Origin of the sequence: Butyrivibrio sp. WCD3002 (assembly GCF_000424265.1) — a bacterium.
In the GTDB taxonomy this organism is placed as follows: Bacteria; Bacillota; Clostridia; order Lachnospirales; family Lachnospiraceae; genus Butyrivibrio.
Genome location: NZ_KE384156.1, coordinates 52,452 through 74,117 on the forward strand (window position 1 = coordinate 52,452; position 21,666 = coordinate 74,117).

Sequence of the window (21,666 nt, forward strand, 5' to 3'; positions counted from 1 at the left end):
TTATCAATTATATCGGATATAAGTATCGTATATTTAGCTTCTTATGAAAATTTAATAAAATGTTTATCCCCGCTAAATAATTATTGACCTTCACCTGCCAGAATAAAGAACCCCGGTTAGCTAAGCAGATTCAGAACAGCATTTGGAGTCTGGTTCGCTTGTGCCATCATGGCCTGTCCTGCCTGGATCAAAATGTTATTTTTGCTGTACTCTACCATTTCGTCGGCCATATCTGTGTCGCGGAGTCTGCTCTCTGCTGACGTTGTGTTCTCGACAACGTTATCAAGATTTCTTATGGTGTGCTCCATGCGATTTTGAACTGCGCCAAGAAGGGATCTTTGGGCAGAAACCACGCCCAGGGCATCCTCAATGGCATCCAGAGCATACGTAGCATTTATTCCGCAGTCATCTACCACATTAAGATTTTTGATGCCAAGTCCTGCTGCGCTCATTGCTCTAATATCAACGCCAATCTTATTAGTCATATCGGCATCTGAGCCTGCATGAATATCGATTCTAAGATCTTTTTCAATCTTTACACTTGCTCTGTCCAGCGTGAATCTCACAAGAGAGCTTTCATTATTTGGGTCAAGAAGAAAGTCTGCTGCCATTGTCACACTATCTACGATATCGTTGCCATCCTTATCGTAGGCAACTGCCCTGCTTTCGGTAGCACCTATGCTGCTTGCCTTTTCAAGCTCCTTGGCAATAATCTTGTAGGCTCTTCCCTCAGTTACAATCAGTGAGTCCTTATCATCATAGCCATCGGCGTCGCTATCCTGCATGGTATAGTAGTCAACGCCCTTGTATGTCACCTTATCTCCGCCCCTTATGACGTCATCATCACCAGCTCCGCGCGCCGTAACATTAGTCTGCTGATCCTCGCCGTAGGCTATGCATATAGCCTGTCTGTAATATGTACTCTCAGCCGTATACTCAGCGCCGTCCACGTTAATCAGGGTACCGGTTATGGTATTTTCATCATATTCACTATCCCCGTAGCTGCTTATTCTGGTCTTTACAGTATCAAGATTGTAGCTTCTAAGGGCATAGGTACTCCCGCCTATGGTAACGCTTGTTGTAGCCTGACTTCCCTCGCCGACACCGGCACTTTGTATGTAGCTTCTGACAGTGGCCGCATTATAATCCCGGACCGTATACTGACTTGTTCCTGACGCTCCTGTTATGGATACGCCCGTTCCGTTTCCTGAACTGTTTATATCGCTTCTAAGCTGCGCTATTGTCTTTACCTGGGATTCAGCAAGGTATTTGCCGCTGCCGTTTATCAAAACCTCAGTATCATCCGCAACTGAGCCAAGGGCGCTTTGAACATCAGCAATACTGCGCTCCTCCAAAAGATAGGTATTTGCTCCTATCCTGACTGTAGAATCATAGTCAAGGCCGTTAATTAATGTTCCCATATCGCTTAGATTTATCTGAGCAGGCACAGCCGTTACATCAACTGTCTCACTGTCACTTATTACCTGATAGTTAGTTGTAACCCCGGTATTTTTATCCTTTACCGCAACCGAAGCAGGCAGAGCTTCACTTCCAAGAGTATTTATCACGTTGCCTTTTGTTTCCGCAGCTGCACTTCCACTCCTAAGGGTATAGGTTCTGCCGTTATAGGATACGCTATTTGCAGAAGCGGCAAGACCTGCAATATCACTTTTAAGTGTTGCCACGTAGCCGTTTGCATTCTTTAGATTATAGGTGGTTCCGCCGATGGTCACATTGTAGGTATTACTATTGATCGCGCCGGCTATATTAGTTCTAAGCTCTGCTCTGTAACCTCCGCTTAAAAGGGTGTAAGTACCGCTATGTCCATTATTATCACCGGAAATAGTCACGGAATCTGTTGATGACGTAACCTTGGATGCCACATCATTTCTTAATGTAGCTGTTCCATAGGAATCTATAAGGCTGTATACTTCTGTACCTCCATCCACCGTAACTCTTCTTGTGGATGTGCCGATCCTGTCTGCAATCCATGAGGACTGCCTTGCCTCTGCCCCATTTCCTGATGAACCGGTCGCAAGATCAATTATGTGATAGACGTTAGTGTCGTTGATAACTACCGTATCTCCGGCTTCACCTGTTGTATTGATAATATTTTGAACATCTGCCTTTCCTGTTCCTATGGTATATATCCGACCGGCTATCATGCACTCTGATCCGGTATTTAGCCTCTTTATGGTAACCGCGCCTCTTGATGGTCCATCGGTACAATTTGATACTATTCCGCCAAGTCCTGCATCATGTAAATTCAGATAATCTATCCTGCTTCCGGAGCCTCCCTTTAGAAGATAGGTTTCGTTGAATTTTGTAGATTCCGATACTCTGTCTATTTCTGTGAGTATCTGATTTACCTCGGCTTGTATAGCCTCTCTGTCGCTTACTGATTCCGTCTCATTTGCTGCCTGTACTGCAAGCTCTGTCATTCTGTGTAACATGTCATGTACTTCTGCAAGAGCTCCCTCTGCCGTCTGAGCCATGGATATTCCGTCATCACTGTTCGTGGATGCGCGGTCAAGGCCTCTTATCTGCTTCCTCATCTTCTCACTGATGGAAAGACCGGCAGCATCATCAGCGGCCCTATTAATCCGATAGCCGGATGATAGCTTCTCCGCAGACTTTTTCTGCTTAGATGATGTAATTGTAAGCATTCTTGCTGCATTCATAGATGCAAAATTGTGCTGAATGACCATACAAACACCTCTGAAAAATGACATAGTTACATTATCTATATCGGTCATATCAATTCAAAACCTTAAATCCACACAAATGAAAAAAAGAGCTTTGTGGATTAAATCCTCAAAGCTCTCATTAGTTCTGATATTATTCTGTTTATTTAAGAAGATCGGCAAGTGCGGAAATTCCATCCACATTTGTTGCTGCTTCGTTCTCAGCCTGAATCTGGAGATAAACCTCCTTACGATAGATCGGAACCTCCTTTGGAGCAGCTATTCCGATTTTTACCTGGTCTCCCCTGATATCAAGTATTGTAATCTCTATATTGTTATTAACGATGATCGACTCGTTCTTTTTTCTTGATAATGCTAACATATTCACCCTCTTTTCTTATTTTTCTACCTTTTCCCCTCGCAGATACAACTTATTACTTATTGGCATTAGCCTGTTCTTTCTGCTTCTGTAGATAATCGTATATAGGGTATTTTACAGGATAATCATCGTCGTCAATAATTACCTGAGCAGCAACGCAGCTGTTGGAATTGATAATAATGGGTCCCTTAAGATTAACCGTCATCTTGGTAAGATCATGAGGTACTGTAACAGTAACAAGCACCAGCATATCCTCATCAGCCATGGGAAGAAGATCCTGAATGACATCCTCTCCTACCACAGGATTAAAATCAGGCTTTACATAAAGCGGATCCATTACCGGCATTGCAAAAACCGGATCATCCAATGACTGCAACCATCTGATCGCATTTGAATCCTTGTCCTTATCATGCATAAGAGCAAACTGAGTCATATCGGGAAAACCGATAATACCCTTCGGAAATGTTATGATCTTGTCATCTTCAATCTCAATTTCTCCGAAAATCCTGGTTATTAATTTCATTTTGATACCCCTCCATATCGAAATGTGAGCAGTAAAAATACCTACTATTTATTGTAGTAAAGTTAGCGATTTTTAGCAAGGATTAAATATAGTTCATAAGTGAATCCTTACTGATTTTTCCCGTTGCCATAAGAGCTGCCTGATAGGTCAGCTGAGCTGTTGCAAGCTTTGTTGCCGTCTCCGCAAGATCAGCATCTTCATTATCGGACTGAAGTGTTTTAAAGGTTGTTGTCTGATCCTGAAGTCTTGAATCAATAAGCTCAAGTCTCTTACTTCTTGCGCCGTTATCTGTTACCGCAACATTGGCTATATCAAGGGCCTTCTGGATACTGGATATTTTGTGTTCAAATTCCTCCTGAATGTTCTGCCTTAGATAATCGTAGGATTTCTGGCAGGCATCTATCTCATTCTGAACAGCTCTCCTCTCCTTTTCATCGGTGAGGGTTTCAAGCTTTTCCTTAAGAGTCTTCATTGTTGTGTTTATGATCTTTATGTTGGATGCCATCTGGGTAAGATCGTATACATCTCTCTTCATTGTGGTTGTGAAAACAGATGTTGCAGTTGTATTAATTGTGATCTTCTGCGCGTATCCAACATCGTACTGAATCTCATGATCACTGGAGCCGCCGTTGTAAATAACGCCTTCGCCATCCACACATGCAAACAGGTTCTGAGGTCTGATATCGCCTTCAAGCCACTCCTTCTTGTCATATGCAACATCAATGGTATTCGCATTTTTGATAAAAGGAAGTGCTGCAAGCTTTTCCTTTAGTGAATCATTTAGAAGAAGCTCTCCTGTCTTGGCATTTAAATACACAACTGTACCTGTATCGTCATTGGTGAGATCCTTATAGGCTGCATCAATCTCATCCTCAGTGGAGGTGCTGTAAATAATGTGCTTTGAATCTATCTCAACAGTTGTCTCCCTGTAGGAGGAATGCATGCTTCCGTTATCTGTTACCTGAAGAACGGTCTTCGTGCGGTTACCGTTTTCATCATCGTCGGTAGCCTTCTCTACTGTATATGTGCCGTCACCATTTACCGTTACCATGAAGCCGTGATCTGTCTCAACCTTGTACTGCTGCCCAACAGGAGCAAGAAGCGGTACTGTAACGGATGTGTTTTCATCATCAGAAAATGCAAGGGTTGAAATGCTTGTGGTTGACATGGATACGATTGCCTGCTGGATTCCTTCGGGAATATCCACTTCTCCATCACCGTCATCATCTGTAAGAACGCCGTCCTTACTTACTTCAAACTGGTAAATATCATAAGTTCTGTTGTCCGTCACATTGAGTATATAGCCTCTCTCAGGATGTCTCTTGCTGGCAACCTCTGCCGTATAAGTATAATCGCCGATAGTAACGGAATAATCATTTGAGAGAGGAATATATGCCTTCTGCTCAACGCCGTCAGCATTAACAAAGGTCAGATCAAAATATGTAAGATTCGTATCTGTTATTGAGGATGTAGCTGTCTGAGTGAGATTTTCTCTGAACTTAAGCTGAGCCGTATGTCCGTCGCCCACTGTGTAGTCAAGATTGTCGTAGGATAATCTTACTCTTCCAACCTCTATCTGATGGATATCATTCTCTGTATTTGAATTTGTATAAAGACCTTCATAAGGAGTCTCAAGAACATTTCCCGCATCCAGATACTGAAGATTAAGAGTTCTGATGGATTTACTGATGTCCTCTGCATTAAACTCATCATTTATGTCGGTGAAGTTTTCAGTTGTAGGTCCGTCGTAGGAAAGTGTAGTGTCTGTGCGGTAGCCTGTAAAAATATATCTTCCTGCAAAATCCACATTTCCTGTTGAATAATATTCCTTTGACAGAGCATTAAGCTGTGTGATGATGGTCTCAAGATCATCCATTGTAAGATCCTTGTTGGCACCCCTTGTTGCCTGGGAAATGGCATCAGTAAGAACGTCCGTAATTGTGGAAAGTGCATCCTCAGTTACGTCCAACCAGCTCTTTGCATCCTTGGAATTTTTCTGATAATACTGATCAAGCTGAGTGACTGTAGATCTCAGTCTTAAAGATCTTATGGCAACAACCGGATCGTCTGAAGGACGGTTTATCTTTTTGCCTGTGGCCATCTGTGTGCTGACCTCGTCCTCAGCTACCTTGTTGTTGTTAATGTTGTAAAGGGAGTTGTTGCTCATGATCTTATTGGTGATTCTCATGGTTATTCCTCTTGGCGTACCGATCATGAATCCTTTCTTATCTGTCCGCTTATTATGCTACCCAACGCTCCCTGTCAGGTCTTTGTTACAACTTTATACTCCTGTTTCAAGTATCAGTCTGTCATATACCTTTGTAAGAGTATTTATCATTTTTGAGTTAAGTGTGTATGAATGCTCAAACTGTACAAGAGCTGATGCTTCTTCGTCGGAGTCAACACCCATAACCGAAAGTCTCTGATTCTGAATAGTGTTCTCAAGGGCTGTGTAGGTCTCCTCAAGAGTATTGGAATTACTTGTATTCAGTGCCACATCTCCAAGTACCTTATCCAAGAACTCTCCGCTGGTTGCACCTCTGAACATCTCCTCCTTTGTAAGGAATTCGTACAGATGCTTGATATTCAGATATTCCGACTCACCCTCTGTAACATCCATCTTAGTTGCCAGAAGATCTGCATTTGCTTTCACTTCCCTTGCCACTATGAAATTACCTGCAGTAACCTCATAATAGCCTTTATTATTTGAAAGACTTGTGAGGGCTTCAAATGAATACTGTGCGCTCGAATCCATGTTGCTGGTACCTGTAAGAACGTACTGGCCCTCCATGGAATCAGAGGTGTAGCCCTTAGTCATGATGTCATTTACGCTAGCTGAAAATCTTCTTACCCAGTCATTCATCTGCTGCATGTAGTAGGGTATGCCCTGATAATCAAAGGCACCTCCCACCTGGGCTGTTCTTCCCGTAGGTGGAATTGTGGATCTGGTACTGTCTGCTGTCAGCTTAAAGGTATATGTATCTCCGCCATCATATTCCCAGCCTTCATAGGAATAAATCTTACTTGCCACCTCCAGCTTACCTGCACCGGGAAGTGTGCATTTGTTCATATCCATAAGATCAGGATTTGATACCTTTATGGTAACTGTGGTAATTCCTGTAACAGTGTCTTTTATGGCTCTTACAACCTCACCGTTAAAGTAGAAGTTGTTATTACCCTCTCTCATATCTATAAGGCCCTGAAGCTCTCCGCCTATAAGCTTATTATCCAGGTCAAAGTGATCAAGCTTGGCTGTGCTGTCGCCTTCCTTGAAATTTGATGGTGCCCATTTAATATCATATAGTCCCTCAAGGTCACTCTGGTTTACATTTTCATTGGGTTCTCTTGCAACACATATAAGCTTTCTGAAAGAGTTGGTATCAAGAAGCTGCTGTCCGCCTGCGATACTTACGCGAAGTCTTGTGGCTCCGGTTTCACGGTCAGGCTGATTAACATCCACTACCTTTGTTTCTGTTACCTCGATATCAACTATCTTGGACAGCTTATCAAGAAGCTCATCTCTCTGATCTCTTAATTCATTCGCCTTTGATCCCTGCATCTCAATGACGTTTATCTGCTCGTTCAGGGAACATATCTGCTGAGCATAGGAATTTATGGTGTCGCAGTCCATCTTTATCTCCTGGTTAATGTCATTCTGGAGATTCTGAAGAGATGTGGACATGTGATTAAAGTAATCTGTGATCTGAGAAACAGATGATACGAAGGTTGCCTTTGATTCCGATGTTCCGGAAGCCTTCATAACATCCTGAAGCGCTGCCTCCATCTTGGAAAACAGACTTGAAAATCCGGTAGTACCATCATCCTTAAAGTATTCCTGAGTCAACTGATTAAAGTAATTTCTCTGAGTAACTCTTCCAAGAAGAGACTCGTTATCTCTATACTTGTTGTCATAGAACTGATCCCTTATTCTTTCGATAGAGATGGTATCTACACCTGCTCCGGCTGTTCCGTATGTGGTAAAAACTCTCAGGGCATCAGATGCCTGCTGTTCCACCTTCTGACGGGAATAGCTGTCTGTATTGGCATTTGCAATATTATTGGCAGTGGTGTTAAGCGCTGCATTTGCTGCTCTTAATCCCGATGCTGCAATATTTAGTCCAAAAAATGTTGAAGGCATAGGTTATCCTTTCTCAACTTCCCAGAGCGGTTACGATATGTTCAAGCATTTCGCTTACTACATTTATATATCTGCTGGATGCGTTAAATGCGTTCTGGAATTCAATCATGTACTCAAGCTCTTCATCACTTGATACTCCAACGATCTGCTCTCTCGCATTTTCAACCGCATCAACTGTCAGCTCCTGATTAGCTTTGATTCCCTTGTAAACATCACCTGAGTTAGCCACCTGACCTATCAGCATATTGTAATATCCAAGAAAATCTGTCTTTGTTGCTACGTTTGGATTTATTAAATAATCGGCCGTTGTGAATGCTTTCTTTAGCTTTTCAACGGTTTCATTATCCTCACTTCCATCCTCAAGTATAAATTTCATCGAGGTAGGCTCTTCCAAATACATGGGATTTACACCCAGATTAGTAATGATATATCCCTTTTTATTTGTCCCCGCCTTGTGGTCCTCATCTATGTCATAGTTGAGACAGTCTTCTTCGTTTAAAATCTTGAAAAGATCGTAGTCCGAAGCATTTCCTTCCACCTGTCCAAGGTTTACCGGATTGCTTCCGGCCTCTTCGTATATCTTATTTATCTCCTGACAGATATTCTTGATCATCTGATCGAATTCTGCTTCCACATTCATGATTACTGACTGGGAGATGTTGGTGTTATAATATGAGCCTGTTGCGTCATCAGTAATATCATGATAGGTTGCGTGGTGATCACCTCTTGCAAGAAGTGTCGATCTCAGTTTTCCTATATCTGTATTCATTGAGGTTGCGATGGGCTGGCTTAAGTCATAAACCTTTGCTCCTGTTATATCTGTAACCTCCCACTCGCCTCTTACGGAATTATATTCCTTCTTTGCTGCAAATTCCCAATAGGGAGTGTTGTAATTAACAGGGCTTCCGCCCTTATCAGCTGTCAGCACGTTATCGCATGCCATATGATTAACGTGATCTGTTGTTACAAACTGTGTACCTTCAAACTGTACGAGAACGTTCCCGAAAACATCCTCGTAGTAGCTTATACGTCCCAGCTCTCCAAGCTTATCAAGGAGAAGATTTCTCTCATCTCTAAGGTCATTGGCGTGTTCCTGATGTCCTGACTCAATCTCAACGATCTGAAGATTAAGATCCTTTATCTTGTCACCGATTTTGTTGATTTCTTCAACAATCTCAGGAATTGTTTTATCCATGTTGTCCTGATAGTTTGTGAAGCCTTCATATACGCTCTGAGCTCTTGTGATGAACTCATTAGCTCTTGTTACCATCATGCTCTGGTTAACAGCTGAGGTAGGATTTTTACTGAGCTCCTGTATTGCAACCCACAGATTATTAAGGGAATCTGCAAACTCATTGCCGTTCATCTCCTGGAGCTGATCTTCAATTTCCTCAAGGGTAGTTACGGAAACATTATAAAATTCTTCTCTTCCTGATTCCTGTCTGTAGCTCTGATCAAGGAAAAGACTTCTGACCTGTTTACAGTTATTGTAAACAACACCGAGACCTGTCTGCTTCCAGGAAATAACCCGGTGATCCTTCTCGGTAGTTATATATGGCCTTGTACCCTGTGATACCTGCTGCCTGGTATAACCTTCGGTATCTATATTTGCCATGTTATGCGCTGTGGTATTAAGAGCAGACTGTGATGTCTGTATACCGGATGCGCCTATGTATAAACTTCCCATTAAAGATGCCATAAAAATACCTCCGACTAATATTTATATCGGAGGTTTTAAAAGTTTCTTTATGCTTTTGTTCACGCTTTTTGCGGATTTTTCAAGGTTTTTGCTTACTGCTTGGCGTCAAAACGCCCTGTCATGGCAACACCTATCCTGTCGCCTCTGGTTCCGGCATACCTTGTATAATTTGCTGTTTCAGGAGCTCTTCTTGCAGACTGAATGATGTTCATTTCATACTGAACCATCTCAAGGGAGCTTTGAAGAAGCATCTGGTTCTGATCATTTACTCTCTGAACATTTGTGGATACTTCCTTTAATCTGTCCCTTTTTATTGCGAGAGCCTTCTGCTCGGCAGGTCTTGAATTAAGCATTCTTACGAGATCTGTAAGCTTAAGGTCATTACCCTTTTCGCCTATTACCTCGGCTATGTTGTCCATCACGCCTTCACGTTCCTTGTCCACAGCATTTATAAATGACACAACAACCTGTTCATCCTCTGTGATTTTGGAAAGCTCCTTAAGATCTCTTTGAATGATGACAGGAGTTTTTCTGGAGGAAAGTTCCAGAAGCTTTTCATATAGCGCACATTCTCTGTCTAGCACATCAACTAAATTCTCTAATAAACTGGACACTATAAAGCCCTCCTCTCATCTATCTCAAGGCATAACAAAAGAGCCCGCTTCACCCCTGGAGCTAACCACTTAAGTTAAGCCGGCTCTATTAGTTCTTTATTAAATTGGACATTAGCCAAATGATTCGCTGAGTTTAGCGAGGAGCTTATCTGCGAAATCCTCTCCGCTAACGTCATACGTTCCGTTTTGAATAGCAGCCTTAATAGGCGCTGTTACGTCCTCCCTGACATCCGGAGCTTCTTTCACAGCCTGCTTGGCAACCTGAATATCTTTGCCAATTGAAGATATCTTAAGAGTGTCAGAAACACTATTAGTCTTCTCCGTCTTCGCGGTCTTATTCACTTTGCCGGTGCCATAAACCTGTTGAATCTGGCTGTAAGCTTCTATACGCATATTCTTGTCCTCCTTCCTTGGAGAATTTCTTCAGTTCTACTACATTTATCGGCGTATTATTCTTTTACTTTAGATGTATTTGGAATTTTTTTCAAATATTGTAGAAAAATTTTTTTCCACACACAATCTTGTTAGTAAAAAAATCATTACACACTATATTGTAGTATGCTGCAGGAAAACCCAAGGTATTGTACTTTTTCTTCCCCACCGCTAATAATATCGGACAGCTTTCCAAAAAACTTAACCCCTTTTTCAAAAAAAAATTTATTTTTTTTTTAGATTTTGAATTACAATAGTACATATTTGTAAAACGTTTAAGGAGGTCATATGAGCAAACTAACAAAAGAGGATATATTCAGGATTGTCGATGAAGAGGATGTGGCTTTTATCAGACTTCAATTCTGCGATATCTACGGTACTCCCAAAAATATAGCTATCACTGCAAATCAGCTTGAGGCTGCTCTTAACAACGAGTGCTTCTTTGATGGTTCAGCAATAGAAGGTTTTGGCCAGGATCTTGACAGCGATCTGTATCTCTATCCGGATCTTGACAGCTTCCAGATATATCCCTGGCGCCCTCAGAGCGGCAAAGTTGCCAGAATGTTCTGCGACATATATACCTCTGAGAGGAAACCCTATGAAGGGGATCCGAGATATATTCTGAAAAAGGTTTTATCCCGTGCAGATGAAATGGGACTTTCCTTTAAGGCTGATCCCGAACTGGAATTTTTCCTGTTCGATTTAGATGATGAAGGACAGCCCACCACCAACACCCATGAAAGAGCAGGCTATTTTGATCTTGCTCCCGCAGATCAGGGTGAAAATGTCCGCCGCGATATCATAATGAACTTAGAAGAGCTTGATTTTAATATCACATCATCCCATCACGAAATCTCTCCTGCCCAGCACGAGATAGATTTTACCGAGGATAATGCGGAGATAATGGCAGATAAGATCATGACCTTCAAGATGGCAGTTAAGACAATTGCCAAAAGGCATGGTCTGTATGCAACCTTTATGCCAAAGCCAAAGGAAGGCATCAACGGTTCAGGTATGCATATAAACATCCTCTGCGAGGATAATGTAGGAAAGGATCTCTTTGCAGACGGAAGTGAATTATCCGATACAGCAAAGCATTTCATAGCCGGTATTTTACAGCACATCAAGGGTATGACACTGGTAACCAATCCCCTTGTTAATTCTTATAAGAGACTTGTACCGGGATATGACGCACCTGTTTTCATTTCCTGGTCATCATCTTCATCAAACCGCAGTGCCCTTATAAGAGTACATTCTGCCAAGAGCAGCGGTATTCGAATTGAGCTTAGAAACCCGGATGCTACAAGCAATCCCTATCTTGCACTGGCTCTTATTCTGGCTGCAGGTATGGAGGGCATTGAGAAAAAGCTCACCCCTCCTGATGAACTTACTGCAGGCCAGGCAGCTGGTCTCACCACTCTTCCGGAGACCCTTGGCGAAGCAATCGAAGCTTACGGCAACGATTCTTTTGTTAAGGATATTCTTGGAGAAACTGTTTACACCAAATTCCTTGATTCCAAGAAGAAGGAATGGAAGAATTTCAGAACCTGTGTAACTCAGTGGGAGCTGAAGGAATATTTAAGGAACCAGTAACTTCGGGAGATTTTAGAGCTTGCAGAACATCATTGTCGCATTTGCATCGCAGACGGATGCCGGAAATTTTAAAAGCATATTGATGCGTGGCGGTTTTGAACCGGCGTATGTGTGTACCTCCGGTGCCCAGGCACTCTCTGCTATGGAGAATCTGGGCAGTGGAGTAATTGTGTGCGGCTATCGTCTTGGTGACATGCTCTACAGCGAGCTTGCCGAAAACATGTCAGAGTATTTCAGTATGCTGCTTATCGCAAGTCCGTCAAAAACTGACGAAGCAGTTTTCCCGGAAAATATAATCTATCTGCCAACCCCCCTCAAAAAGAACGATCTTATCTCCACTCTTGAGATCATGGTTGAGGGTGTCACAAGACGCAGAAAAAAGATCAAGGAAAAACACCGTTTCAGAAGCGCCGAGGATCAGAAAATAATCGACTCAGCCAAAGCCCTCCTTATGGAGCGTCACAAAATGACAGAACCCGAGGCCCATCGTTACCTCCAAAAATGCTCCATGGACTCCGGCACCTCCCTCCTTGAAACCGCCGAAATGATCATCTCACTTGGATAACTAGCATCTGCGCTTTTTTTATTATGCAAAAGGCCCATTGCCTGCTCGTTATGCTCGCTTGTTTTTCTAAAACTTATAGTTCTAAGAAAACAGGCGCTCGCATATAATCGCCGGCAATGGGCCTTTTGCATAATCTTCTGCACAGATTTAAGTTATCCGAAGCAGTATTCGCTCATAACCCCACTACGAATTTCACGATAATAAAAGCGACGTATCGGATTCCCACAACAATATCTCCGGTCGCGGTGAGCCACAGCTTTATCGTCATACCCGCGCCGGTGTTTTGGATGGAGCCATCATTACGTGACAACCCCTCACAGGTGGCGCTGTTATAGCCATCCCGTGCTGCGCTCCTCAAAGCATGAAAATTCGCAGGGCTTTTATAAGCGTATGCTGCTTCACAAAACTCACATCTGCGCATGAGATTATTAAAATAGTCCATTGCCGGCGATTATATGCGAGCGCCTGTTTCTCTAAGGCCTAAATATTTTAGAAAAACAAGCGAGCATAACGAGCTGGCAATGGACTATTTTAATGATCTGAAAGCGCAGATGCTCAGACATGTTGCAAGCAGCATACATAAAAGCCCTGCGAATTTTCATATCGTTGCAAGCAGCATGGAATGGCTATATCAGCGCCTCCTGTGAGGGATTGCCACGCAATGATGGCTCCGCCCATGGCAACGGCGCGGGTATGGCGATAATTTCCGTGGTCCCCCGTGGCGGGTCAGCGTCTTGTTTCGCCGTCTACGAGGTCGAAGTCGACGCAGTCGATGACGCGGCCGGTCTGGTTGTTTATGACTGCAAAGTGAAGACCTTTGCGCTGGATCATGCGGTCGGTGCCGTCTACGATGATACCGAAGCTGTCTTCGTCTGAACCGTTCCAACTGCCCTTTACAAGGTAGGTGGAGCCGTTGGGGATGGTGCCTGATATTTCGACATAATCCTTAGTTACATAGCTTTCAGAGCTGTCCTTAGAAAGCGCTGCCACTATAGTCATGTCCTCTCCGGATACTATATCATCGGTAATTCCGATTTCGTTAAGGGCTGCGATATTGTCCTTTGTAAGGCGAGCCGTAGCATTCTTACGGGTAGAAATCAGTACGGTGTAGTCACCTGATTCAAGGTAATCTTTGACGGCAGAAAGGTACTCAGCAAAATCCGTCTGCTTAAGATTCATGTCGCCTCTCTGGGCAAATACCTGCCATCTTGAACCAAGTGCACTGTTCACATAGATATTAAAATCCGTATCGTTTACATCTATGTCAGAAGAAGCCACCTCAGATACATAGGTTCCATCTGGCTGTTTGTCCATATTTGTTACAATCTTCCTCGATGAGTCTCCGTCCGGAACACAGTTTAGCTCGACGCTTGTGATCTGCTCGTTTACGTTCTCAATATCTGAAACAACAATTCTTACTGTTCCATCATCCTCAATTGAAATATCAGCAGCAGCTGAAGGATCGCTGTAATTTTGCATGGCAATGTCATATTCATCCATCTCTGCCAGCTCATCCATAAATGCAGATCTTCTGGACAGCTCCTCGAATTCATGCTCCATGCCATATCTTTCAAGAAGTGTATCCTCTGATGAAAACAGGTTTGTACCAAGTCCAAGTCTGTCACCCTCTATCTTAACGCCCATGGCAGCCAAGGTTGTGGGGAACATATCAAAGGTCGTGTACTCTCTTCTTTTACCTGTCTGCTGAACTGTTGCATCCGCATTCAGATAGCAGGTATAAACTCTCCTTACATAGTCCTCATCTATCATTGCGCAGAAATCCGCATCCATTGTAGGATGATCTCCCACGAGAACTACTGTGGTGTTTTCGTAAAAATCCTGCTCCTTTATCCAGTTTACAAATTCAGTAACCTGTCTGCTTGAGCAGGCATAAACATTTGAATACTGATCCTCGAACTCATTCTCGCAAAGTCTGCAGACATATCCATCCTCGAAATGGGTATCTGCCGTGATGATCGTAAGATTAAAGGGCTCATCACCTTTTGATAACTCCTCAAGTCTCTTCTTTGAGAATTCAAAAAGCTTTTCATCCTCGTATCCCCACCAAACACCATAATCCTGAGGAATCCATCCCTGCTCCTTTGCATAGGGATAATCACAGATATCATAATTTCCGTGGGACTTAAAGAACAGCTCTCTTCCGCCAAAGCCGGCCTCCGATCCGCAGACGAATTCATTGTGATAGCCTTCAGCCTCAAGAATATCTCCTATAGCACATACACTTGGGAAAAACTTTTCCTGGCTGGACATACTGTTTGCTTCAATACGGATCTGCAAAGGAAGTCCCGATGACTGGGCAAAGATGGCACCCATGGTCCAGTCTGTTCCGGGCATGGAAAAACCGCCATCAAGAGTTTTATTATCACCGCTGAAATTCTCGTTTTCATGTGACAGCTGAGTAAGCTCCGGAATTCTACTTTTTTCAAAGGATCCACCGTTCTCCTTATCGGAATCCGTAACCTCTACAGACTCGAGGTAAACATAAATAAGATTCCTCTTTTTAACAGGAAACTCTAAGGTAACATCATTTGGATTTACATAATTTTCTTCAATGAATTTCGATGCGTTTATCTGCTGCTCGATGTACTTTGTCATATCAAGCATTACCCAGGTATAAACAATGGCAGCTATAAGAACAGCGATGTCTATAAGTATGAGAACAGGTCTCTTTTTTCCCATAAACCATTTATTATCTGCAAAGCTTATTATCAGGTAGAGGATAATCCCTGCAATGATTGTGGGAAGCAGTGCCTCCATCAAAAACAGCTTGATCATTGCATGTGATGCGCCTGACATAGACATTTTTATATTGAATACCAGCTCGTTAACTGTCATTGTGCTCCAGGTATGGAAAAACCACCATGCAGTAAAAAACAGTAAAAACGATATGGACATAATGAGCGTAACCGGTATATTTCTAAGAACTAATTTCTTTTTCTTTCCCATTAAAAACTCCCAAAAATGATATAATCAAAAGCAGCAATATTATAACACGGAGTGCAAACAAAATCATGAAAAGCTTTATTCTACGTGCAGCAGCATGTGCATCGGCAGTAATTCTCCTGTCAGGCTGCGGCAATTCTGAGAGAAACGCAAAGGTTGATGCCATGCGTACCCGCCTTGAAGAAAACAAATATATCATCCATGCCTGCGGTGAAATAGCTGATGAAAGCGGGCAGACATACACCTATACCAATTCGAAGGAAGCCCTGGAAAACAGCTATAATGCAGGCAACCGCGTAATTGAGATGGATTTTCATTATACAAGCGACGATCATCTGGTTCCCGGATATGCCTGGGGAGATCTGTATCTTGGTGATGAGCAGATGACTCCCGGCGTTCCGCCATCCCTATCGGATTATCTTCAGTGCAAAATAGATGGAGCCTTTACCCCCATGACCTTTGAGGATGTGGCAGAGTTTATGAGAGCTCACGAGGATCTGTTTATTGTCACGGACACAAAGGAAGAAAACGAAAAATTCTGCAAACTGATCTCCCATGACTATCCTGATCTTGAGGATCGTTTCATTGTCCAGATCTATCACGCTAAGGAATATGAACCGGTAATACGCTCAGGCTTTGATTACGTAATCTTCACCCTCTATGAAACAGAGGAAGCAGAAAGAACCCCGGAGGCTCTTTTGGGCATTGCAAAGAAGCATCTTGTTGGCTTCACTGTTTATGCAGAGTGGGCTGATGATCCGCAGTTTTTGGAAAGCCTGAAAAAAACAGACACCCCCATTTACGTTCATACCGTAAACGAGGATGCCGAAATGGCTGCATATTTTGATCTTGGAATAAAAGGTATTTACACTGACAGAACAGATCTTAGTTCGAATATATCTCGGTAACTGCAATGGGTGCTGCGGGAAGTTCTCCCAAAGCATCCGTTTTTATAAACAGGTTACATTTATCTCCCTTATTCAAATACCCAAGATTTATTACCTTCTGACTTGATGCATTTCCATAGCCCGCAAGAAATTCACCGTCAAGATAAAGCTCAAGACTTCTCTCCGTCACCTTATCCCTATCCATGTAAAAATAGAGCTGTCCATCCTCCCTTGCAGTTATATTGAGGCTGACGCCCTCTTCATCATTTTTGATGACAACATCTGCCTCTTCAAAAAACTTATCGGATCTGCCAGTAAGCTTTTCATATAAAAGCTTCTGAACTTCAAATGGATTTCCCGGATCAGAGCACTCATCTTCCACATATTCAAGGCATTCCTTCACATCATCTTCCCTGATATATTCATCCGGAGGAAGCTCCTTCTCATTCATCAAAACGTTATCGGAAACGGCTTTCTGACCCTCTCCCGGTAAAACATTCCCATCCGTAATGATATATTTTATTCCCAAAAGCTCATCCGCAAGTCTGGTATTTCCATTTGCATATTCCGCATAAAGACCGTTATCATTAAAGCCCATCCTGAAAAGCAGCACTCTGTCCTCAACCTTTAACAGACTGTTATAGGTTGAAACACTGTCATAGCCAAAGTGAATTCCATCGTTGGCTGTTCTGCTAAAATAGGCCTCTGTCCTGTACTCATCCTCATCGGTTCCGGTCATGATTTTTTCATTCTCATCTATAGTTTCAAGAGCCGCATGAATTCCCTTTATCCTATTTATATACTCAGTTCTTGAAATCGCATTAAGGGCCTGACTTCTGTATATCCAGATGAAATTCAGTGAAAGCTCAGCCAGCAAAACCATAAAGGTCATGGTGGCCACGGCTCTTTTTAGCATCATCTTTTCCTTGCAGGTTCTTTGCAGGATAGTTGCTCCGGTAATCAAAACTATTATTGCCGTATTTATGGCAAATACTCTGAAGGTTATAAATCTCACAGGAAGAAGATAAACGCTAAGCAGTAAAACCTCAGCTATAAAGCCGCTTATAAAGGCTCCGCCTGCAGTTATTCCATCCCATAAGCAAATGCACAAAAAGCCAAGAATCAGACAGGAAAACGAAAAAATCACAGAATATCTGTAGAGGTAGCCATAGGCCTCGGTACCAAAATGAGCCAGCCTGTTAAGAACATCCAGACAAAATACAGCCACCATAAACACTAAAAATGTTAATGCCGCTATCCTTTTCTTAAGCTCTGCCTTGCGATTAAAAAAGAAGAGAATTACAAGAACAAACAGCGCAGTTCCTATATAAATATTTGGGAATCCATCCATTATCTCTATAGTGTCATAGCTCATGGTGAAAAACTTTGAAACCACATTCAGAGGAGAAATGTTTTTTCCAACCGCCTCTGATGATGGCAGAATGTTTTTAAATGCAACAGATAAGCCTGCGCTGTGATCCTTATTACTGCCCTTAAGAGCAAGTGCAACAGGAACCAAAAACCATAGATCAAGCACCCCTGCCACAAAGGAGAGCCTGATAAATCTGCCAAGACGCCCCGCATCAATAATACCTGTCAGGGTGATTATAATTGTAAAAACCCCCATAAACAGCAAGTACATCGCTGCAATATAGTAGTTTAGGAAAAACGCAAGCATTACAGAAAGCACATAAAAGGTCTTACCGTGCTTTTCATCTTTAAGAAGCTTTAGGTAAAACAAAAATACGATGGGAAGAACAGCCGCAGCATCAACCCACATGGTATTTGTCATATTTGAAACCATCCAGCCGCTAAAGGCATAGGCAACTGCGAAGGCCGTTTTAGCGATTGCGGAGGTCGCTTTATCCTCACCATTTAAGTTACTGTCCATAACAGCCTCTGAGATATACTCCAAAAGAATTCCCATAAAAAATGCGGCTGCTGTCATCTTCTCACAAAGAAGAAAGGTTATTGCTACAGGCATAGCTTTTTCTGATATGAAAATAAAAGGAATAAGAAACGGACTTGTAAGATAATATGTCCAGATTCCTGTCATATTGCTTCCAAGTCCGCAATTTTCAGACCACAAAAAGCCGTCCTGACCATGAAAGACGGCTTTGTAATAGGAATAGAAATCAACATACTGCAGTTTCATATCCAGATATAAAAATGTCTTGTCTCCAAAAGGAGCTATTCTTTCCAGAAAGCAAATTGCCATAAACACTGATACCGTAACCAGCGCTGCCATGCATCCTGTCATAACTTCTTTTGTAAAAGCTTTGTGTTTGTTCATTGAAATTATTTCTTTTTACTCTTTATGTATTTAGCAATTTCTGCCCTTACAGGTTTAAGAACTGCTTCATCTGCTGCCATATCAGATCCTGCAGGAAGGGATCTGAATTTATCCGGAAGCGTTACATTGTCTCCCTCAAAGGGATGAATGACTCCCGCTTCATCTCCGCAAATTACTACTCCGTCACTAAAGGCAGACAGCTCACCAAGCTGAGCATCTGTAATGCTTGCTCCGGAAAAGCCTGACAGGCACATGCACATTTTTTCATGAACTCCTGCGTAGCCCTCTGCTCTGTTATAGTCGCTTCCCTGATAAACAACATCTCTGTATTTTTGAAGCAGTCCTTCGCTGAGAGATGGATATTTTCTTATAGTTCTTCCATAGGTTCCAAAAAGATTAAGGCTTACATGCTGTCCGTCACCATCTGTCATAAGCATTCCGGGACAGGCTGCCATACTGCCGAGAATCTCTCTTGCAAAGCTTATGGTAATGCCAGATAAAGCTCCCTTTAATCCCACAAATCCTGCACACATATGATGATTGAAGGAATTCAGATTTGAATTCTCCCTGACAGTTTTTGTAATTCCTGATACAGGATAATCTGAAATATTACCTGCAAAATCCTTTCTGATCACAGAAACGCCTGCTCTGTACAGAGGTGTAATCTGGAAGGGTGCAGCAACCTCATACTTTCTGCTTCCAAGACCTGAGGGCTCAGGATATTTTACATCAAGATAAACAAGTATTCCATCCGCGCCTTTAAGTGCAGGTGTATCTATAAACATAAGGCTATAGGTTCCGGGCGTACTTCCAAGACTGTCACAGACTTCTCCCGTTATCCTGACTCCTTCACCCTTTCCTGCTATTTCAATATCCTCGATTTTTTTACATTCAAATTCTTTTACGATGCCGTCTGTTTTCAGATAGGATAAAAGGAACTGATCATCGCCTATTTTCTCATCCTTGTAATATACCTCTCTGATTTTTCCCTTTGTGGCACCGCATCCTGTGATAACAATTCTCAGATTTTTACTTCTGCTCTCTATCACATAGGATTCCTTCTGTGTGACAGCGTTTGTAACCGCTGCTCTTCCAGCTGTTGCAGCATCATTCATGGCAGCAATTCTGTCAGCCACTGCTTTATTTTCATCACTCTTTGGTTCTTCCGGCTTCTTAAGCTTGCCCTGTGCTTCAAGGAGTCTCTTCATGGCACCCTCAGCATGAAATACAGGTATATCCTCCGGCTTAACCTCTATCAGAGGCTTATGCACCTCCTTAGGCAGATCCGATCTGTCAAAATGATAGTAAATCTTATAGGTATTCTGAACGTCCACAAATCTCATGATAACAAAAACACTTACCACAAAGTGTCCGTCATAATCCATGGGGATAGCAGTATAGCTGTCTATCTGGCATTCGTCACATTCAAATACTAAAGTTCCGATTCCGGGGCACTGTCCGCTTTCTATGGAAAGCTGGAAGGTCACTGTCTTCTGCCCTGAAGTATTCATTATGATAAAGGTATTTCTTTCCTCATCATCCTTTCTTCTTGAGTAGACATGCTTTCCTATGGCGCTGTTATTAAGCCTCTGTCTGCCGCTTGTGCGCATGGACATCTCTTTTTCATTTACCGCTTTTCTCTCTGCACTTTGTATTTCAAGAGAAAGCTTATCTGCCGCATCAAACCTCTCCCTGGCAGGTGCGGGACTTACTCCTGAAAAGTTAACTGCAGATAAAAGCTTCACTCTCTTTGAAAGTGTTTCGGAGCTTTTATCTCCGGCATAGGTCTTGCTGTATATTCTGGCTCTTTCGATTCTTGTATGTAAAAGTCTTTCGTAGGGCAGCTCTCCTAAGGGTGAAAGATCACCGTCTCCGGAAACATCACCTGCAAAGGAAAATTCAGAAACAGCCTCATGGTCCTTCAGATATCCTGCAGGAGTGTTGTATGCCACGTAATCAAGCTTTCTCAGCTCTTTAATAAAGCCTGCAAGTCCTTCAGTGCCTGTTACAGGAGTAAACAGGTTATGAACCCCAAGACTCTCCCAGAATACGCTGCGGGCATCATCACTTATAAGCAGGAAAAGATCACTTTCTACAGCTCCCTGAAGCTGCAACTCACGAAGCGTTTTTAATAGGTTTGTAAGAGCACCTGCATCAACAAGATCAGCAGGTGAATATGATGGTATCACGGTAATGGAATCATTACCATGTCTGTAGGTTGTTGGATTAAACTGAACAGATGCTGATTTTCTAATCTCCGGAGCTACCGCAGAAAGCGCATCAGGCCCGATATTACTGTTGCCGAGAACAACAGCTTTGATTCCCGCCTTTTTCAAAAGGCCGATTTCCGTAGAAGAAAAAATATTGTGACTTGTGCAAAGCGTATCCGATGCTTCACCCAAAACAGTATTTGCACCGTTAAAAGCTGTGCGAAGCTCTTCTCCTGTCATTGCTGCAAAAATGTCAGCATGATTTCCGGAGAACATAAGCTCATCGCCTCTTTCTCTAAGCCTTGCCTTTAGCCCATCTATAACGTCAGGTCCAAGGGAAGGAAGAATTCTTCCAAGAGTATATTCACTCTCAAAATCCCATGCTGCGCGAACAGGCTGACCCTCATTATTCGCTTTTCCAAGTATTTCCAGAATATCCCGGATTCTGGCCAGATCTCTGCCAAATCCGCTATTGTCATTGGAATCTCCACGATCTGCGTGGCAAAAATTTACATGAAAATTAAAGCCGATATGAATCCTATGATTCATCCCCATAAGTCAATATCCCCCAAACAAAATATTCTTTATATATTTTATCACAATTAAGGGTATAATATGAACATAGGATGTCGATAAATAATAATATATGCACACTTTTACAAAAGCTTTCTTTGATGAGGGGAAA

Annotated in this window: 14 protein-coding genes; 3 read left to right on the forward strand and 11 right to left on the reverse strand. The window is 42.5% G+C overall.

What is annotated here, in order from left to right:
* Window positions 1–116 precede the first annotated feature (116 nt).
* From G608_RS24385 to flgM, 8 genes are all read right to left on the reverse strand, one after another.
* On the reverse strand, window positions 117–2,756 hold the full coding sequence (locus G608_RS24385; protein WP_207637700.1) for a flagellin N-terminal helical domain-containing protein: 2,640 nt from the start codon (window positions 2,754–2,756) through the stop codon (window positions 117–119).
* Window positions 2,757–2,847: 91 nt separating this feature from the next.
* Window positions 2,848–3,066: a carbon storage regulator CsrA gene (gene csrA, locus G608_RS0119255; protein ID WP_026497347.1), complete on the reverse strand. Its 219-nt coding sequence runs from the start codon at window positions 3,064–3,066 to the stop codon at window positions 2,848–2,850.
* A 52-nt stretch (window positions 3,067–3,118) separates the two neighbouring features.
* Window positions 3,119–3,586, reverse strand: coding sequence for a flagellar assembly protein FliW (gene fliW / locus G608_RS0119260; RefSeq protein ID WP_026497348.1), 468 nt, complete (start codon window positions 3,584–3,586; stop codon window positions 3,119–3,121).
* 82 nt (window positions 3,587–3,668) lie between these two features.
* A complete protein-coding gene (locus tag G608_RS22735) occupies window positions 3,669–5,774 on the reverse strand; it encodes a flagellin N-terminal helical domain-containing protein (protein WP_051209577.1) in 2,106 nt (701 codons plus the stop codon).
* Window positions 5,775–5,867: 93 nt separating this feature from the next.
* A complete protein-coding gene (gene flgK / locus G608_RS0119270; RefSeq protein ID WP_026497349.1) occupies window positions 5,868–7,724 on the reverse strand; it encodes a flagellar hook-associated protein FlgK in 1,857 nt (618 codons plus the stop codon).
* A gap of 13 nt (window positions 7,725–7,737) precedes the next feature.
* Entirely contained in the window at window positions 7,738–9,423 is a 1,686-nt protein-coding gene (gene flgK, locus G608_RS0119275; RefSeq protein WP_026497350.1) for a flagellar hook-associated protein FlgK, read from the reverse strand.
* A 92-nt stretch (window positions 9,424–9,515) separates the two neighbouring features.
* Window positions 9,516–10,037: a flagellar protein FlgN gene (locus G608_RS0119280; RefSeq protein WP_026497351.1), complete on the reverse strand. Its 522-nt coding sequence runs from the start codon at window positions 10,035–10,037 to the stop codon at window positions 9,516–9,518.
* A gap of 111 nt (window positions 10,038–10,148) precedes the next feature.
* A complete protein-coding gene (gene flgM, locus G608_RS0119285) occupies window positions 10,149–10,430 on the reverse strand; it encodes a flagellar biosynthesis anti-sigma factor FlgM (RefSeq protein ID WP_026497352.1) in 282 nt (93 codons plus the stop codon).
* Between the two features lie 327 nt (window positions 10,431–10,757).
* On the opposite strand from flgM, the gene glnA reads away from it, so the two are divergent.
* Both glnA and G608_RS0119295 read left to right on the forward strand, forming a co-directional pair.
* A complete protein-coding gene (glnA, locus tag G608_RS0119290) occupies window positions 10,758–12,062 on the forward strand; it encodes a type I glutamate--ammonia ligase (protein ID WP_026497353.1) in 1,305 nt (434 codons plus the stop codon).
* Between the two features lie 19 nt (window positions 12,063–12,081).
* On the forward strand, window positions 12,082–12,627 hold the full coding sequence (locus G608_RS0119295) for an ANTAR domain-containing response regulator (RefSeq protein ID WP_026497354.1): 546 nt from the start codon (window positions 12,082–12,084) through the stop codon (window positions 12,625–12,627).
* Window positions 12,628–13,353: 726 nt separating this feature from the next.
* Here the strand turns inward: G608_RS0119295 and G608_RS22025 are convergent.
* On the reverse strand, window positions 13,354–15,594 hold the full coding sequence (locus G608_RS22025; protein WP_051209578.1) for an LTA synthase family protein: 2,241 nt from the start codon (window positions 15,592–15,594) through the stop codon (window positions 13,354–13,356).
* Window positions 15,595–15,659: 65 nt separating this feature from the next.
* Between G608_RS22025 and G608_RS0119315 the strand changes: the two genes are divergently transcribed.
* Complete coding sequence (locus tag G608_RS0119315; RefSeq protein ID WP_026497357.1) at window positions 15,660–16,499, forward strand: glycerophosphodiester phosphodiesterase family protein; 840 nt, start codon at window positions 15,660–15,662, stop codon at window positions 16,497–16,499.
* On the opposite strand, the gene G608_RS0119320 is transcribed toward G608_RS0119315, so the two are convergent.
* A complete protein-coding gene (locus G608_RS0119320; RefSeq protein WP_026497358.1) occupies window positions 16,477–18,771 on the reverse strand; it encodes a YfhO family protein in 2,295 nt (764 codons plus the stop codon). The genes G608_RS0119315 and G608_RS0119320 overlap by 23 nt on opposite strands.
* Window positions 18,772–18,776: 5 nt before the next feature.
* Window positions 18,777–21,536 (reverse strand): hypothetical protein, encoded by a 2,760-nt coding sequence (locus G608_RS0119325; RefSeq protein ID WP_026497359.1) that lies wholly within the window; start codon window positions 21,534–21,536, stop codon window positions 18,777–18,779.
* Window positions 21,537–21,666 lie beyond the last annotated feature (130 nt).

Excerpts from the sequence above, each read along its gene's own strand:
- G608_RS24385 (WP_207637700.1), bottom strand. The coding sequence starts at position 2,756 with ATGACCGATATAGATAATGTAACTATGTCATTTTTCAGAGGTGTTTGT.
- csrA (WP_026497347.1), bottom strand. The coding sequence starts at position 3,066 with ATGTTAGCATTATCAAGAAAAAAGAACGAGTCGATCATCGTTAATAAC.
- fliW (WP_026497348.1), bottom strand. The coding sequence starts at position 3,586 with ATGAAATTAATAACCAGGATTTTCGGAGAAATTGAGATTGAAGATGAC.
- G608_RS22735 (WP_051209577.1), bottom strand. The coding sequence starts at position 5,774 with ATGAGAATCACCAATAAGATCATGAGCAACAACTCCCTTTACAACATT.
- flgK (WP_026497349.1), bottom strand. The coding sequence starts at position 7,724 with ATGCCTTCAACATTTTTTGGACTAAATATTGCAGCATCGGGATTAAGA.
- flgK (WP_026497350.1), bottom strand. The coding sequence starts at position 9,423 with ATGGCATCTTTAATGGGAAGTTTATACATAGGCGCATCCGGTATACAG.
- flgM (WP_026497352.1), bottom strand. The coding sequence starts at position 10,430 with ATGCGTATAGAAGCTTACAGCCAGATTCAACAGGTTTATGGCACCGGC.
- glnA (WP_026497353.1), top strand. The coding sequence starts at position 10,758 with ATGAGCAAACTAACAAAAGAGGATATATTCAGGATTGTCGATGAAGAG.
- G608_RS22025 (WP_051209578.1), bottom strand. The coding sequence starts at position 15,594 with ATGGGAAAGAAAAAGAAATTAGTTCTTAGAAATATACCGGTTACGCTC.
- G608_RS0119315 (WP_026497357.1), top strand. The coding sequence starts at position 15,660 with ATGAAAAGCTTTATTCTACGTGCAGCAGCATGTGCATCGGCAGTAATT.
- G608_RS0119320 (WP_026497358.1), bottom strand. The coding sequence starts at position 18,771 with ATGAACAAACACAAAGCTTTTACAAAAGAAGTTATGACAGGATGCATG.
- G608_RS0119325 (WP_026497359.1), bottom strand. The coding sequence starts at position 21,536 with ATGGGGATGAATCATAGGATTCATATCGGCTTTAATTTTCATGTAAAT.